Here is a 16,249-nt window from a genome sequence, read left to right on the forward strand (position 1 = left end):
CAATAGAGGTCCATGACACGATGAGAGCGCAGCATTCAACCAGATGGCCGCCCCAGCCGCCATCCCCTCGCCAACTGCCGACAGGCTGGCGGGCCTTGCTCATTGGCATCGCCTTTGGTTTTAGCGCCGGCTTCTTGTTCACTATCGGCATCATCTCGCTTATCAGCGCCAACAGCACCATCCAAACGCAGGCGCCAGTAGGCAACAGCGCCGCCAATGCCAATGCCACACCCACACCCACGCTCGCCCCAACAGTTGCAGCCACACTCAGCCCTTCGCCCATCCCCACGACTGCCCCCACAGCCGCTCCAACCCCTGCTAACAACGGCGGCCAACTCTTCGCGGCAGACGACCCACGCTTCTATATCATCGTTTTCATCATCTTCCTGATTCTTTCAGGGTTTCTCCTCCTCAGAAAAAGATAGGCACAGTAGGCAAATAACAAGCCGGTCAAGTAATTTCCACCTCAACCACTAGACAAGTTTAACTTATCATGGTATGATTGGTTGGGAAACGTGGCGCGCGTCCCCTGCACATCATGCTGGAGCGCGGCGCCGCACAGGAGTGAGCCTCTGGCTCCGCTTGCATTGAGACTGATAAGGAGAGTCGAATGGACAACAAGAAACACGGATTGAGCTATGGCGTGCGGCAAGTGGTAGACCGGCTGTTTAGGGACGAAACCTTTAAGGAAGACGCGCTGGCAAATCCAGAACTGGCCTTTGCCAACTACAGCCTCGATGAAGAAGAGCGTCAAGCGATCAAGGGGCTGCTCGGCAATATGCGCCGCCGCAACTCGCTGTTCACAACGGAAGCCGAAGCTTTTAGCCAATGGTTCTAAGCAGAACGATTCTGTTGAGGTGGCAATAAAGCAAGTTGTAAGGGCTGGGCCGTCAGGGGAATCTTACCCTGACGGCCCAATTTCACTCTACAACAGTTTAGGAATAGGGAAGAAAAAGCATGGCAGTTTCTCATATCACAGGGCTGCTGAGTGAACTTCCTACCCGTCTTCTGTTCAGTGATCAATTACAAGCGGTTGGACGGCTGATGCTCTCCGAGATACGCGCCAGACATTTTCCTCCTGGCTTCGCGCGCCGGATAACAGAGGCTCTCCGCGAACCTGGCAAGCTGCTTGGCCGCCCCGTCATGCAGGGAGAGCCGCTGGATGCCCGTGATCTGCGCGGGTGGGGGTTGCCCGTGTTACTCACCGCCGCTGCCGCCTCTGGCGCGCAAAGCTCCTCGCTCGCTCGCCTTCCTCCATCGTTCTGGAGACGAGCGCGTGCTGCGGCAGCCGCCTCTGAGTTCCTGGGCGCAGCCCTGGATATCATTGACGATGTGCAGGATGGCGACAGCGCCTTTGTTCAACGGCTAGGCATGCCCCTGGCCTTGAACACAGGGATCGCGCTTCTGGAGCTTGTCCCCATTGCGCTCAATCGGGCGCGGTCTACAGAGTGGTCCGATGCCCAGATGCATGCCGCACTGGAGACGCTTCATGCCAGCATCCTCACCAGCCTGGGCGGGCAATACCTGGACTTGCGCTTTGAGCAGATGAGCGCCGTCAATGAAACTCAGGTCATGGAGATGACCGAGAAAAAATCGGGAACCTTGCTGGCCCTCATCTGCCGACTGGGGGCAATGGCGGGGGCGACGTATCGGCAAGAGAGGCCATTCTCCTATTTCGAGACAGTGAGCCTGTTTGGCTGGCATTTGGGGGTATGGTTCCAGCTTCTTAATGATCTGCACGATGCCGAAGAAGCACAGACGCAGGCTGCAAAAAGTGACCGTCAGCGACAGAAAAAAACGCTGCCCCTGGTACTTGAACAGCGCGGTATGATAGAGGGCACAGACAGAGGAAAACAGGATCGGTCACTGGATGCTCAGACAGCATTGTCCTATACCTACGCTGTTGCCGAAACCTTTCGTTTACGCGCCCAGAACGCTCTCCAGGCGCTGGAGGAGCAATTTGGGCCGCATCCGCTCCTCTGGCCGTTAACGCTCCCGACCTGGGAAGGGTCTTAATTGACCGATACCACCATCAAGCACAGGAGGCGCCGATGCGTGATAGCCAAGATGTTCAGTATACCCTTGCCCAACCCCGCCGCCAGCATCCAACAGCGCATGTACGAGCGCGCCGCACCCTGTTTATCCTTCTGGCGGTTCTGCTCTATCTCCCGGCAGTAACTGTCAGCATCATGGCCCTAATTAGCAGCAATCACTGGTGGGGCCTCGGTGCCCAGCCCATGAATAACGCATCAGGAGCCTGGCAAATCACCTGGAGTGATCGTGGATTATCGAGTGACTTCAACATCCAGGCTGGCGACCAGATTCTGGCGGCAGACGGCCAGCCCCCCCAAAATGAGAACCAGATCAACCAGACAAGCGAGCTAACTATCTTCTCGCCAGGAGACGCGAAAGCCCATACCGTCCGATGGTCAGCCCCCGACCAGCTTGCTACCCTCCTCTCGCTCAGTTGGTTCGTCCTGGGGCTGGTTTCACTCTTGCTGGGTCTACTCGTGTTCCTGCACGCCACAGATCGGGTGTTGGCGCTCCGTTTCTTTCTGCTGTGGACCGCTCTGGCGCTCGCCAGTTCTTTAGTGCCAGCGGCATCCTTCGGAAATCTGCTGGCAGTGCATATCTCTGGCATCGTCTATGCTGGGCTGGCTCCCGGGCTGCTGGCAACCTTCCTCTGGCGCTTGCTGTTTCCAAGTCCGGCGGCGCGTCCCATCTCCAACAGCAATCGGCCCCTCACTTCAGGAAGAGGAGGGCGGCGCTCAAGATACCGCTGGCTGCCAGAGATCCCGGTCGTGATTGGCCTGATCTCTATTACCCCCTATCTCGTTGCCATCACTCTGAAAGAGCCAGATGTGCTTGAGCGGGCAGTAGTGCTCGGCTCTGCCCAAACCGTACTTGCGCTCAGTTTATCTTTGTATTTGATTATGCGAGCGGCCATATCCCATCGGGTGGGAGTAACACGCGAGCGGGCGCGTACCCTGCTCGTCGGCATGCTGCTTGGGCTGTTACCACCATTGGCCTTGACTATTATTCCCCAAGTTATCACCCGCCAGCAGCTAGTGCCGGGCACAGTCAGCGATCTGGCTATTATCGTCCTGCCGTTCTCGTTTGCCTATGCCATTGTGCGCCGCGAACTGCTGCGGCTCGATTCGCTCATTCGCAATACCGCTGTATTCCTGCTCACCTTCATCGGCATGGGCATTGTTGCTATCTTGCTGGCTGAAGCACTGAGAGTGCTGCCCCCTACGCCAGCCCTGGTGATCGGCATCATCACCGGAGCCGTACTCGCGCCCTTTATCCTGGCCGCTGCGCGCTGGATCACCGAAGCGTGGCTCTTCCCACAAGTGCGCCGCTACCGGCGGCTCATCGCTCAGGGCGAAACCATTGAGCGCACCGGCCTGGACCCGCAGCGCATCGTCGGCCAACTGATCGGCGAAGTCCATCTGGCCCTGCCTGTCAGGCAAGTCGCTGTGTTTGTGCCTGACAAAACCACCGGGCACCTGCTAGAAATCTCCGTTCCGCACGCGAGCGCACGAACCGGCGAACCGAGCACCGCCTCACCATCGCCCGGAAGCGCCGTCGCGCTCGCGCCCTCTCCGCAGACGCCACAACCGCCCAGCGCCCTCTTCGTTGATGAGAGCCTCTCCGTCCGGCTCGCCAGGGAGGGCGGCCCCCTCCTGGTGGAGCCTGCGCCAACAAGCACGCGGGCTGGCGAATCCCCCCAGGCGCACGCGCACCAGGGCAACACATCATCTTCCATCACCGGAGCCATCCAGACCGAACTCGCGCCGCCGGACCTGGATAGCTGGCATTTGCTGACGCCCATGCGCGTGCGCGGGCGGCTGGTCGGCCTGCTCGCGCTCTCTCGACGCGAGGACGACCAGATGTACTCCGACACCGACCTGCGTTTGCTGCGCTTTCTGGCCGGACGCCGCGCGCTGGCGCTGGATTACGCGCTGCTCTATGCCGACCTGCATACTGCCTATGAGCGCCGACAAGAACTGGATCACCTGAAAGATCGATTCATCGTCACCGCCCACCACGAACTACGCACCCCGCTCACCGGCGTGCAGGGGTATCTGGAGCTTCTGCGCGACCTGGGATCAGAAGGGCGCGCCTTGCGCCCCCAAGAAGTCGAGTTGTTCATCGAACGCGCCTGCGAACAAACCGAAGTGCTGCATGAGCAACTCAACAGCTTACTCGTCGCTGCCGAAACCAATCTCACCCAGGAACAACTGAAGCCTCGGCCAGTAGAACTATACACTGTCGCCCAGCGAACCATTCAATCTATGGAGGCTCTGGCCCAGCGCGGCCACCATCGGATTCGCAACCAGATACCACTCGACCTCATTGCCATTGGCGACGAAGAAGCCCTCTACCGCATTTTTCTGAACCTGCTCTCCAATGCCCTGAAATACAGCCCCGAAGGTCGCCCGATCCTCTTTGATGGGCGCACCCGTCTCATTCAAGCGCCCTATCCCTCAGGAACCAGCGGGCCAATCCACACCAACCGCTATCCCGCTGGCGCAGCGCCCGTAGCCGAAATGATCGTGCGTGATTGGGGCGTTGGCATCGCCAAAAGCGACCAGGATAAAATCTTCGAGCGCTTCACCCGCCTCGAACGCGACCTCAACAGTCCTGTGCGCGGCAGCGGCCTGGGTCTGGCGATCTGCAAAGAATTGATTGAAGCCATGAGCGGAACCATCTGGGTTGAAAGTGACGGGATTCCCGGATCAGGAAGCGCCTTTTTTGTGCAGCTTCCCCTGGCCGAAACGCCGGTTACGAGCAAGCTCTTCGCTGGATGGGAAGATGCGCCTGGTAATATCACATCCTGCTGAATGGTCGTTGTTACTTGTGGGACTTCCAGGCGGCCAGCGTTTCGCCATGCCTCCCTGGAGGCATGGCGAAACGCTGCCAGGCTCCTATCCATCATCCGACCAGACCCACCCCTGCTCCTTGAAAAACGCCTCAGCAACTCCGCCGGGTTCATAAAAGTACGCGACACTCAGCAGCAGCAAATAGGCTTGCTCCACTTCCTTGCTTGTCATACCCACCAGATGCCAGCGATCACGATACTCTTCCAGCGTATCCCGCAGGCAAATCCCTGCCCGATAGAAAGACCGCCACCACTCGCGCTCCAGCACAACCGATGGGATGGTTTCGTACTGGCGTGCCAGTTCCCGACAGCGCGCCACCACGCCTCGGATGTGTTCCGCTGTCGGCTGCTTATCCAGGTGGGCCGGAGGTTTGCTCGGCGCTTGAGTTTCCAAAAGCAGCGAGGCATGGGGCAGCGCGTTGAGGGAAGCCTTGTTTTGCTGTGTCTTCACCACTGAGGCGTCTCCTCCTACCGCCAATAGCTGGCTGGCGTTCATGAGAGCAAAAAAGCGCCTTATCCGCGATACACGGCTGCTTGTGTCGTGAATCATGCCTTACCTCCCTCATCTGCGGAATGTCTTCTTGCCAGGAGCGCGCTGTTAAGTCACCCCAACAGCGGCTATCGGCCAGTTCTTGATGTAATGCGTGACCTGGCCCCCAGGCCCCCCGCTGTGCCGCACCAGATCAGGAGCGAGGAGCATACCTTGAAGGTGTTCCTGGGGGCCAAAAATCGTATCGCGCGGGCGCAGCAGTTGCCAGTAATGGAAGACCGCATCGGGCGTCGGCAGCGCGTAGACCGCGCAATGGCGAACCCGCTGCTGACGCGCGATCTGTTCTGCCTCGGAAAAAGCCTGCCTGGCCTCTTCATCGTTGAGATAGGGGTCAGCATTCTCGAATAACTCAGGCCGTCGCTTGCTGACCGGCGAACCCCGATACAGGAAGATCACCTCACCCTCCTGCCCTTCACGGCAGGCGGCGCGGATTACAGCCTCGCGCCCCTCAGTGGTGGTGGGCAGCACCGCCAGGGTCGAGCCAGGAACAGCCCCGTAGACCTGAATGGGAAAGACCATCCACTTGCCCCGTTTCGCCAGATAGCGCGCTGTCGTATACGCTGTCACCAGACCAACCACCGTAACAGCGCCGCCGAACGCGGTTGCCGGGGGCTTGAACACCAGATTCGTACCCCAGGCAATCATCACCAGTATCGTCGTAAGAATGCCCAACGCAAAAAGCCAGAGCGGCACAGGGGCCATAGATGATTGACCAGGCAGCGGAAGCTCCACCAATTCTCCCACCGTAGCATCAGCACCGTTGCCTGAGCGCACTTGTTTGAGCAGAACTTGCCGCTCGCGGTGATGGCGCCAATCGCGCCAGCGAGCCACGTCAATGCCCAGGCACGTTAAACTGAAAGCGCCCAACAGGCCAAAGGCATACATATCGCCCAGTAAAGCAATATCCCCGCGAACAAGCAGCAGAATTACGACAGGAATCCCGGTCGCCAGCACAATCGCATACTGTGGTGTGCCGCGCCAGGCGTTGCGTCGCTGCACCGCTGGCGGTAAAAAGTGCATCCGCGACAAAGCCAGCAACACATGGTAACAGCCAATAATCGCGGTGTTGCTCGCAAAAATCAGCAGGGCCGAGGCGCTGATAGCCACCTCAATGCCCAGCAGCTTGCCCCCATAGGTACTGCCCAGCAAAGAAATAAACTGATTGGGGTTCGCCTGGCTCGCATCCAGCAGCGTCGTGGCAAACAACGTCAGCAGCGGACTCGTCACACCCACCGTCAGCACCACCACCAGCAAGGCGCGCCGACTGGTACGCTTGCGCGGAGTCTTCATCACAGGCGAAATCTGAGAAATGCTCTCCAACCCGGAAAAGGCCAGAAAAGAGCCTGCAAAGCCCGTCATCAGCGCGAGCGGCGTCAGAGGTCGGCCCTCAAACATCTCTGGAACGAGATGAAGCAGGGTAGACAGAGGAACATGGAGGACGACCTGAATCAGAATAGCAATATCACTGGTGAAGGCGATCACAGCGCCAACCGCGCTGACGGCGGCGCTCTCACTTACCCCCCACCAGTTCAGCAGACCCAGCAAAACCAGAACGACCACTGTGATCACTACGAGAACCGAGAGATCATGCACCGGGACTACCACGCTCAAATAGGTCAACCCGGATAACGCGCTAATCGCAGCAGTTAAAAAATAATCCCCCAACTCCAGCATCCCACCGAGAGCGCCTGTCCAGGGCTTGAAGTTGCTGGCGGCAACGGTAACGACACCTCCACCCTGGGGATAGCGCGCGGTCACTTCTGCGTACTTCAGGGTCAGCAAGATGAACACAATCATCGTGAGCAAGACAAAGAACCCCGCCAGATTGCCCACCTGCCCATACAGAATGCCAGGAACGTAATAGACCGAGGTTCCGATGTCGGCAAACACCACCGCCCAGCATAAGAAGAAACCTAACCGACCACGCTGATGTTCCTCTGAGCCAGCAGTACTCGTAGAAGGTTCAACTGCGCGTTCTGACGTCTGCATCAACATGCTCCTTGCCACTCACCATTCAGATAGAAAGGATGAAGTTGACATAAAAATCAGCGTTCTCTGCGTAAAGGTATTATAAAGATTTTGCGGAAAAATATAAAGAGCTTATATGCAGAAGGGCAAAGGGGCAACACACAAGCTCACAAATGGGGGTATCTCCAGCGCGCTAATCAGCGCGCTGGAGACGGTAGCCGATGCCGGGGTCCGTCAGGAGGTAACGGGGTCGGCTGGGGTCCGGTTCAATCTTGCGCCGCAGTTGGCCGATAAAGATGCGCAAATAATGCGCGTTCTGCTCGTACTGTGGCCCCCATACCGCGCGCAGCAAGGTGCGATGAGTGACCACTTTGCCCGCGTTCAGCGCCAGATATTTGAGTACTTCATACTGGGTGTGGGTCAAATGCACAACCACGCCATCTACCGTCAGTTGGCGGCGCTCAAAATCAATGACCAGTTCTCCAGTGCGGAAAAGCGCCTTGTCGGTGGCCTGGCCCGTAGCCTGGGCGCTATGCCGGAAGGCGACGCGAATGCGCGCCAGTAGTTCCCCCATACTGAACGGCTTGGTCAGATAATCATCTGCTCCCAGTTCAAGCGCCGTAATTTTATCTTGATCGCTGGCCCGAACGGACAACACAATGATAGGCGTCGCTGACCACTGCCGTAATTGGCGCAGCACTTCCAGCCCATCCATATCCGGCAGGAACAGATCGAGAATGACCACATCGGGATGCCAGCGGCTCACAAGCTCCAGACCCTGCGAGCCAGTTGGCGCCCATTCCACCACCAGCGCCGCCCCGGCCAGCCCAGCCTGGATCGCGCGGCGAATCTCCGGCTCATCGTCAATCACCAGCACCCGCCCACCACCTGAGCCACGTCCAGACGAAGGCGCCTCTGACTTCGGGTCTGCCCTTTCTTCGGGAGCCTGTTCGGCGGGATGATCTCTGTATGATGGCTCCTGTGTCATTGGCTGGCTCCAGTTAGCGCCTCCTCGGCAGGCTCATCAAGTTCAGGCAATACCCCTTCCGGGCCGTCAGCGGGAATCGGCAAGGTGAAATGGAACGTTGAACCCTTCCCCGGACAACTTTCAGCCCAGATGCGCCCATGATGCGCTCGTATAATACTGCTGCAAATAGCTAACCCAAGCCCGGCGCCAGGTGAAGGAGAGTTGGTCGCCCAGGGTATGGACGCCTGCGGCGCTCGATAGAACTTCTCAAAAATCGCCTCAAGCTCGCTCGCCGGAATACCAATACCCTCATCGCAGACAGCAACCTCCAGTTCAGGTGGGCTGCCTACTACGCTCGCTCGTACCTGAATAACGCTGTCGGGGGGCGAGTATTTCAGCGCATTTTCTATGAGATTAGTCAGCACCCGCTCGATCTGTCCGTGATCCAGCGGAACCAACGGAATAGTTTCAGGAATATCTACCACTATGCGCCGATTGCGCAGCGGCCCCGCCAGATCAAGCTGCTCAAGTACCGGAGCAATAAGATCACCGATGAAGTGCCAATCACACGCTGGCTCAGCAGCGCCAGCCTCCAGGCGCGAGAGATCAAGCAGATTCCTCACCAGATGGCTCAGCCGGTCAACGCTGGTATCAATCGCATAGATGAGTTCGCCGCGTTGTTCCTCATGCCAGATCATGCCTGGCTCCAGCAAGCTGCTGGTTGCGGCCTTGATAGCCGCCAGAGGCGTGCGCAGGTCATGCGTCACCGCATCAAGCAGCGCCTGTTTCAATCGGTCACTCTCGCGCAGCGCCTCCGTATGAATCGCCGCCTGGCGCAGCGCAACCTGTTCCAGAGCCAGCGCGATTTGCCCGCAAAAAGCCGCGAAAAACCTCGCTTCCGGCTCCACTGCTCTTTCTAATGGCGCCTGGGAGCTACCCTCCAGAGCAGGGCCGCTTACTCGAGGTACCAGACGACGCAGATCGGGTGTACCCGCGATACCGAGCGCGCCCACCACGCTCTGCGCGCTCGAAAGCGGCACGTAGAGAATTATATCGCCTCTTCGCTTGCTCTGCTCCTCTGTACCAGCGGGCAGATCAGCAGGCGCGCCATACCGCAAAACCCGCTCAACCAGGGCTGTTTGCTCAGATTCTTCCAGACGGAATACATCCATTACCCGCTTCTTGGATGGAGCCGCCGCTCGTACCTGGGGACGACTCTGCGCATCGGGTAAGACCAGTATGCAGGCGGATACTCCGCTACCTGCAAAGGACTGGACGACCTGCTGCGCCAGCGTTTGCAAGAGCGTTTCTTGATCGGGGGTAGAGGCGATCAACTGCGCTAGTTGATAGAGCCGCGCCGTCTGCTGCTGACTGGCACGCGCCGCATCTGCATGCGCCTGGACAGTGGCAGTGAGATGGCCGATGACCAACGCCGTTGCCAGCAGCGCGAATAACGAGATCCATTCTGCCTGATCGTTTGTAACCAACTTACCAGTGGGTGGAACGAAGAAGAAATCATAGGACAGGAACGCCAGAATGGAGGCCAGGATAGCCGGGCCGCGACCAAAGAAGACCGCAAGCCACAGCACGACCAGCAGATACGCCATCGAGAGGTTTTCGACATGAACCACCGTCTTGACCAGCCCGATACAGAGGGTGGTCAGTGCTGCGCCCAATATCGCAGCCCCATAGCCTATCATCAGGCGCAGGACACGCCCGGAAACCGGCAAACGTTTCACCAGAATACCCTCAATTTGTTCTTGAGCGAGCGTGACAGAGCCTTTCTTGAGCCTGTCAGATTCTTGACAGCACCATAATGAGCAACATGATCAGAATATAGGCGCGCGGCTCTCTCACGTCAATGTTCTCGTGACCGGCAGCGGTGGCAGGCGAATAAAACCATCTGCGAGGGGACCAGCGACCAGGAAAAAAGTCCTGGAAGCAGCCAATTTGTTTGACGGAAGCGTAACGCGCCTGTTATGCTCTAATCAATTGAGCGCGGCAGTGCGCGTAGCTCAATATTCAACTCTGGCGAAGAATGGCAATGGAGCAAAAGGATAAACCGTTATGCGTCAACGGAGCGATTCCTATCAAGACGATGATTCCCTGAATCATCAGCCTTCTCCCTTTGCCACGAACCCACATGTGAGCCGTCTCGGTTCTCGTCCCCACAACGTTGCGCCGCGCCTATCGCTCCCCCAGCATTCGGCAATCGTAGATTCAACGCGAGCCGAAGAGTCGTTGGAGGAAAAGGAGCCGCAGCCTGCTCGCAAGCAGAAACGCGCCACAAAGCCTTCCACGCGAGCAATAGCCGTTCACACTACAGCAACCAGCCCGCTTGGATTCTCAGAACCAGTCTCACCTGCTGATCTCCAACTCATTCCTCGCACATCACCTGCGGTCCCAGCCTCCAGAATCACACAAAGCTGGTTTCATAAATCCTCGCCTCGCATGACTATCATCAAACTCTTGTTGATCGTCGTCGTGGTTTTCAGCGTGCTGGCTGCTACATTTGCTACCGCTGGCGGCGGCGAGGTAGCGAGCTTCTTTAAGGCTCTTGAAAGCGTCATCCCCTACTCTGCCCCGGCACAGCCAGCCGCTCCCACCACCGTCGCCCAACGAGTGAGAGCCATCACCCAGGCAGACATCAACGCTGGCTATGACTCACGCGAGCAGCACGACATCTGGTGGAACTCGTCCTGTAGCGCAGCCGCCATGACAGAGATTCTGCATGCCTGGGGCGTGCAAGATGTCACCATCGGGCAACTCATAGACGTAATGAGCGCGCATAATCCACCCTACATCACCCCCTGGGGCGGCTTGATGAGCCAGAATGCCTGGCCTTATATGATGAGCAACTTTCACATGAAAGCTGTCGTTTATAATAACCGCTCGATGAGCTATGTTGACATCGTTCACATGACACGGGACCAGGGCATTCCTGTCGTCCTGGGCGTGCGCGATACTGGCGAACGGTACTACCCGGCCCTCGATGTCGGCCATTTCCTCGTTGTGGTTGGCGGCGACGGCTCCGGCCTGCGCATCGTTGATTCATCGCTCTACCGCATCACCTATCTCTCCTACGAGCAAGTGGACTACCTCTGGACCGGATTCACCGTCGTCATTACCCCGGCCTAACCTCTTCAGCCCGTAGCGCCGCCGTCCCTCGCGGCGCGTTCATCATCGTAACCTACTTAGAAGGCGCGCGGCAGGCGCCAGTAGCGCCGATTCTCCAGCATATCTCCCGGCTGATTGGCAGTGGTGGCAACCCAGCCAACATGATGCAAGTGGAAGAGTGCTTCCAGCAGCAAATAGGGTCGAAGGTTGCGCGCGCTGACCTGGCGTTTGCCCAAATCATCGCGCAAGGCAGCCAGCGTCATGCCGTCTTGATCGGGCAAGACGCTGTAGACCAACTCCGCCAGTTGGCGCTGCTCGCGTTGTCGCTGCTCCTGTGCTGCCGATTCCCGCCCGGCGGGAGCCGCTTCCAACGGCGGAGAGAATTGCATCTCGAAGCGGCAGACAGCCGCGCCACGCTTCATACAGCTTGCCTCGAACACCCACACCTCCTGGTGATAACGCGCTGCCGCGCCTTCAATCGCCCCTAGCAGCAGGGGGCATAACTGGCGGGGACTGTTATAGAGCAGATTTAGACCATGAGGATCATCGGCGTGTGTTTGATAAGTGAAAAGCGGAGGAGTCACGCTTGCCTCGACGCTGCCTAGCTGCTGATGTGCAGTGCGCATCGCAAGCAGTAAATCCCGCGCATTGTGTACCTGATCCAGCAGGTACGAGCAGAGGCGGCTGGTCAGTCCATTGATCACAAAGTAGCGGCCATAGCCCCGCAGCAACGACTCAACGGAGGTCCGGGTCAGGGTCACGGCTGCCTCCACTCCCTTGAGCAAAGTAGCGTCATCATAGACACGACTTGTCAGCGGTGTCTGCTCCCACGTCTCCCCAATAAGGGTGCGATACTTTTCGAGGAGTGCCGGGCTAAACTCTTCAGCCAGATACTTCTCCCAGGTCACAAAGATCAATCCGTGCATGAACGCCCTCGTTCCATTGTTTGCTGTGTCTTTCTCCACCTATCGCTCGCAACAGCAGCGAGAGCATAATACCCGCGAGGCTGCCGGGATGCAGTGAAATACCTACTCAGAGATATGTTACCCCATTTTCATCGTGACGCGACACTGGATGGTACTCCCTTCCTACAGACGCTCAGACAACCTGTAGCGCCGCCCTCGCGCGCATAGACAAGACACAGCAATTGTGCCACAATTGCGCTGTGGGTGATGGCTTTCCCATCTTCTTCTCCAGCAAGCAGAACGTCTGCCATACACCTGCCGCAGAGCGCAGTTGTCGAGGAGACCATCTCATGAGCGTTGATCCCCCGCGCTATCGGCTGGGCATTGATACCGGAGGCACCTTTACCGATGTTGTCGCCATCAATGAACACAGCGGCGCGATGGCAACCACCAAGACCCCCAGCACTCCCAGCGACCCATCGCGCGGTTTGCTCGATGGCATCAGCAAAGTGCTGCTCAAGATCGGAGCCGCCCCCGATCAAGTAGCAACCGTCGCGCATGGCACCACCGTCGCTACCAACGCCCTGCTGGAAGAGCGTTTCACCTCGCTGGGCTTGTTGGTCACGCGCGGCTTTCGCCACATTCTGGAAATCGCCCGCCAGAGCGTCCCCTCTGGCTACGGCAACTCGTATTTCTGGGTCAAACCTGACCGCATCGTCCCATTGGAACGAGTGCGCGAAACCACCGAGCGCCTGAACTGGCGCGGCGAAGTCCTGACGCCGCTCGATGAACAGGACGTGCGCCAGGCCGCCCGCTGGTTCAAGGCGCAGGGCATTCTCGCGGTCGGCATCTGCTTCATCCATGCCTATGCCAACCCGGCCCACGAGCAGCGCGCCCGCGAACTCTTTGCCGAAGAATACCCCGACGCCTTCCTCTCGCTTTCCTCGGATGTTCTGCCCGAATACCGCGAGTACGAGCGCGCCATGACCACCCTGGTAGATGCCTTCGTCAAGCCGCAGGTACGCGATTACATCAACGCCGCCGAAGGCCATCTCGCCGAAGCGTTGGACGGCGCGACGAGCGCCGCGATCAACATTCCCTTCCTGATTATGAAATCCAACGGCGGGGTGGTGGCCGCCCGCGAAGTAGAGCGCCAGCCGATCACCACTGTGCTTTCCGGGCCAGCCGCCGGTGCGCTCGGCGCGAGCTATATTGCCAGCGCCGCCGGTTTCCCCGATGCCATCACCCTGGATGCTGGCGGCACTTCCACCGATGTTTGCCTGGTGAACACCGGCCAGCCGCGCCTGACGACCGAAGGCAAGATTGGCCGGTTCCCTGTGAAGACGCCAATGATTGATATTATTACCGTCGGCACAGGCGGCGGTTCTATCGCCTGGGTTGGCCCCGACGGCGGCTCACGTGTCGGCCCACGCAGCGCGGGCGCAGACCCTGGCCCCATCTGCTACGGCAAAGGCGGCGCAGAGCCTACCCTCACCGACGCCAATCTCGTGCTGGGGCGCATCCCACCGCATCTGCTCGGCGGAGAAGTTCCACTCGACGCCGAAGCAGCGCAGCGCGGCCTGGAGCCGCTTGCCGCAAAGCTGGGCCTGGATGTGCTGCGGTTGGCCGCTGGCATTCTGGAACTGGCAAACTGGAATCAGGCCAACGCCATTCGCCAGATCACCGTCAAGCAGGGCCGCGACCCCCGCGACTACGCCCTGGCCCCCTTCGGCGGCTCCGGGCCGTTGCAGGCGGGGCGGCTGCTCGATCTGCTCGGCATGCGCACTGCCATTGTCCCACCCATCCCTGGCGTTACCTCCGCCTTTGGCCTGCTCGTCGTGGACCTACGCAACGATTACGTTATCACTAACGTGCAAAACGCCGACGCCTTCGACCCGTCCAGCGTCCAGGAACACTATCAGCGCCTGGAAGCCCTGGCGCTTGATGCTCTGGAGCGGCATGGCATCCCCCCGGAGCGGCGCGTCTTGCTGCGTTCCGCTGATATGCGCTATCATGGGCAAGCCTATGAGGTGCGCGTAGACATCCCAGCCAGATTGGTTGACGCTGCAATGGGTCGGCAAGCCGTGGAAGCTTTTCATCAGGCGCATCGCAGCGTCTATGGCTACGATTATCGGGGCAAACAGCAGGTCGAGTTCGTCAATCTGCGCGTCACCGGCCTGGGCCTGATTGATAAACCCGCGCTGCGCGAAATCGAATCTGGCGGCCCCGACGCAGCAGCCGCGCGCAAAGGCGAGCGTGCCGTCTACTTCGAGGCAGCGGGAGCCTTTCAGCCCTGCCCGCTCTATGACCGCGCCAGCCTTCTGGCCGGGAACCTGATCAGCGGGCCAGCCATCATCGAAGAATATGGCTCAACTACCGTCGTCTTCCCCGGTCAGCAGGCAGCAGTAGATCGCTTTGGCAACCTGCTGCTCAGGGGCGTTCAGGCTATATCAGGTATTCAACAGCATTAGGACATCTGCTTGTTTCTCCGAAAGGTAATTTCTATGACATTCCCGCTCTATAGCGTCTATTTACTCCCGCCAACTGGCCTGGCTGCCAGCATTGATAGTTTGCGCGAGGAACTGGAGCAGCGTTATAATTGCCATGCAGCGCGCAGCTTCATGGTCCATTGCACGCTCAAAGGATTCTTCCGCCTGGACCCCGCGAAGACCGAAGAAGAACTTCAGCAGGCGCTCGACCCGCTGATCTCGCCTTGCCCGGCCTTTCAGATTCAGCCCAACGAGGTCACGCATCTGCTCGATTCGGTTATCATAGACCTCGCCTCGCTGCGCAACCCGCGCCTGCAAGACCTGCGTAACACCATCTATCATCACCTTGACCCCGACTTTGTGCATCCAGAATGCCCATTCACGCCCGATGAGCGCAAATATGGTTTCGCCGCGCATATTACCCTGGCGCTCAAAGACCTGGCCTTCGCCGACATCAGCGAAGCCGTAGACTATGCCCGCCAGCGGGCCAGCGAGCTAGGGCTGCTGCGCTCCTTCACCGCCCGCACCATCATCCTCTATCGCTTCACTACCGACGCAGCCACCTGGGAAGATCGCCACCGCTGGTGGGACAGCCTGCGCTACGAACCGCTTCAGACCTGGCGTTTGCGCGGCGGCTGCCTGCCGCAAATCTTGCGTCGCACCCGCCAGCGCGGAAATATGCACGTTCACTACGCCTGAGCATACACTGTTTTTGAGGAGAGAATCATGCCCGCCTGGTCAACTATCGCGCTCTTTCTCGCGGCGGCGTTGGGCCTGTTACTCATCCCTGGCCCCGCCGTCCTCTATATCGTCACCCGCAGCGCGTCTCAGGGGAGGCGAGCAGGGCTGGCCTCCGTCGGTGGCATTGAACTGGCGGGCTTCACACACGCCCTGGCCGCTGGCCTGGGGCTTTCGGCGCTGCTCCTGACCTCGGCCCTCGCGTTTAGTCTGGTGAAATACCTCGGCGCTGCCTACCTGATCTATCTTGGCGTGCGCACCATCCTGACGCGCGATGAAAGCCAGAGCGCAGCGACGCCAGCCCCCAGGAGCCTCTCGCGGCTGTTTGCCCAGGGCTTTCTGGTGAACCTGCTGAACCCCAAAACGGCGCTCTTTTTTTACGCCTTCCTGCCCCAATTTGTCGATCCCGCCAGAGGGCCAGTCGTCGGACAAACACTCTTCTTCGGCGCGCTGTTCATCATGCTGGCCTCTTGCACCGACAGCCTCTATGCCCTGCTTAGTTCGACGATAGGCTATCGGCTCATCAAGCAGGCGCGCTTTCAGCCTATTCGCCGCTATGTCACTGGAGGCATCTATATCGCGCTTGGCGTGACCGCAGCCTTCGCCGGGTCGGAGAAGAGATGAAGACAG

Annotated in this window: 13 protein-coding genes; 8 read left to right on the forward strand and 5 right to left on the reverse strand. The window is 58.9% G+C overall.

The window, feature by feature from the left end; all coding sequences use genetic code 11:
* Nucleotides 1-20: 20 nt before the first annotated feature.
* The 4 genes from VH599_06095 (at nt 21) to VH599_06110 (ending at nt 4,847) form a co-directional block, all read left to right on the forward strand.
* Nucleotides 21-425, forward strand: a complete 405-nt coding sequence (locus VH599_06095; GenBank protein HEY7347873.1) for a hypothetical protein — start codon at nt 21-23, stop codon at nt 423-425.
* A 185-nt stretch (nt 426-610) separates the two neighbouring features.
* On the forward strand, nt 611-838 hold the full coding sequence (locus VH599_06100) for a hypothetical protein (protein ID HEY7347874.1): 228 nt from the start codon (nt 611-613) through the stop codon (nt 836-838).
* 119 nt (nt 839-957) lie between these two features.
* On the forward strand, nt 958-2,016 hold the full coding sequence (locus VH599_06105; protein ID HEY7347875.1) for a polyprenyl synthetase family protein: 1,059 nt from the start codon (nt 958-960) through the stop codon (nt 2,014-2,016).
* Nucleotides 2,017-2,051: 35 nt separating this feature from the next.
* A complete protein-coding gene (locus tag VH599_06110; GenBank protein ID HEY7347876.1) occupies nt 2,052-4,847 on the forward strand; it encodes a GAF domain-containing sensor histidine kinase in 2,796 nt (931 codons plus the stop codon).
* A gap of 84 nt (nt 4,848-4,931) precedes the next feature.
* Here the strand turns inward: VH599_06110 and VH599_06115 are convergent, their stop codons facing one another.
* From VH599_06115 to VH599_06130, 4 genes are all read right to left on the reverse strand, one after another.
* Nucleotides 4,932-5,435 (reverse strand): hypothetical protein, encoded by a 504-nt coding sequence (locus VH599_06115; GenBank protein ID HEY7347877.1) that lies wholly within the window; start codon nt 5,433-5,435, stop codon nt 4,932-4,934.
* A 48-nt stretch (nt 5,436-5,483) separates the two neighbouring features.
* Complete coding sequence (locus tag VH599_06120) at nt 5,484-7,424, reverse strand: APC family permease (protein ID HEY7347878.1); 1,941 nt, start codon at nt 7,422-7,424, stop codon at nt 5,484-5,486.
* A gap of 172 nt (nt 7,425-7,596) precedes the next feature.
* Nucleotides 7,597-8,391 (reverse strand): response regulator transcription factor, encoded by a 795-nt coding sequence (locus VH599_06125; GenBank protein HEY7347879.1) that lies wholly within the window; start codon nt 8,389-8,391, stop codon nt 7,597-7,599.
* A complete protein-coding gene (locus VH599_06130) occupies nt 8,388-10,109 on the reverse strand; it encodes an ATP-binding protein (GenBank protein ID HEY7347880.1) in 1,722 nt (573 codons plus the stop codon). Before VH599_06130 ends, VH599_06125 begins: the two co-directional genes overlap by 4 nt.
* A 328-nt stretch (nt 10,110-10,437) precedes the next feature.
* On the opposite strand from VH599_06130, the gene VH599_06135 reads away from it, so the two are divergent.
* The gene (locus tag VH599_06135) at nt 10,438-11,508 is read left to right on the forward strand and encodes a hypothetical protein (GenBank protein HEY7347881.1); all 1,071 of its coding nucleotides are present in this window, start codon (nt 10,438-10,440) and stop codon (nt 11,506-11,508) included.
* A 56-nt stretch (nt 11,509-11,564) separates the two neighbouring features.
* Here VH599_06135 and VH599_06140 read toward each other — a convergent pair whose 3' ends face one another.
* Nucleotides 11,565-12,413: a heme NO-binding domain-containing protein gene (locus tag VH599_06140; GenBank protein HEY7347882.1), complete on the reverse strand. Its 849-nt coding sequence runs from the start codon at nt 12,411-12,413 to the stop codon at nt 11,565-11,567.
* 329 nt (nt 12,414-12,742) lie between these two features.
* On the opposite strand from VH599_06140, the gene VH599_06145 reads away from it, so the two are divergent.
* From VH599_06145 to VH599_06155, 3 genes are read left to right on the forward strand one after another with little or no spacing between them, the layout of a single operon-like run.
* Entirely contained in the window at nt 12,743-14,863 is a 2,121-nt protein-coding gene (locus tag VH599_06145) for a hydantoinase/oxoprolinase family protein (protein HEY7347883.1), read from the forward strand.
* Nucleotides 14,864-14,896: 33 nt separating this feature from the next.
* Nucleotides 14,897-15,580, forward strand: a complete 684-nt coding sequence (locus VH599_06150) for a 2'-5' RNA ligase family protein (protein ID HEY7347884.1) — start codon at nt 14,897-14,899, stop codon at nt 15,578-15,580.
* Between the two features lie 27 nt (nt 15,581-15,607).
* Nucleotides 15,608-16,243, forward strand: coding sequence for a LysE family translocator (locus VH599_06155; GenBank protein HEY7347885.1), 636 nt, complete (start codon nt 15,608-15,610; stop codon nt 16,241-16,243).
* The last annotated feature ends 6 nt before the right edge of the window (nt 16,244-16,249 follow it).

The sequence above is a fragment of the Ktedonobacterales bacterium genome, assembly GCA_036557285.1.
In the GTDB taxonomy this organism is placed as follows: domain Bacteria; phylum Chloroflexota; class Ktedonobacteria; order Ktedonobacterales; family DATBGS01; genus DATBHW01.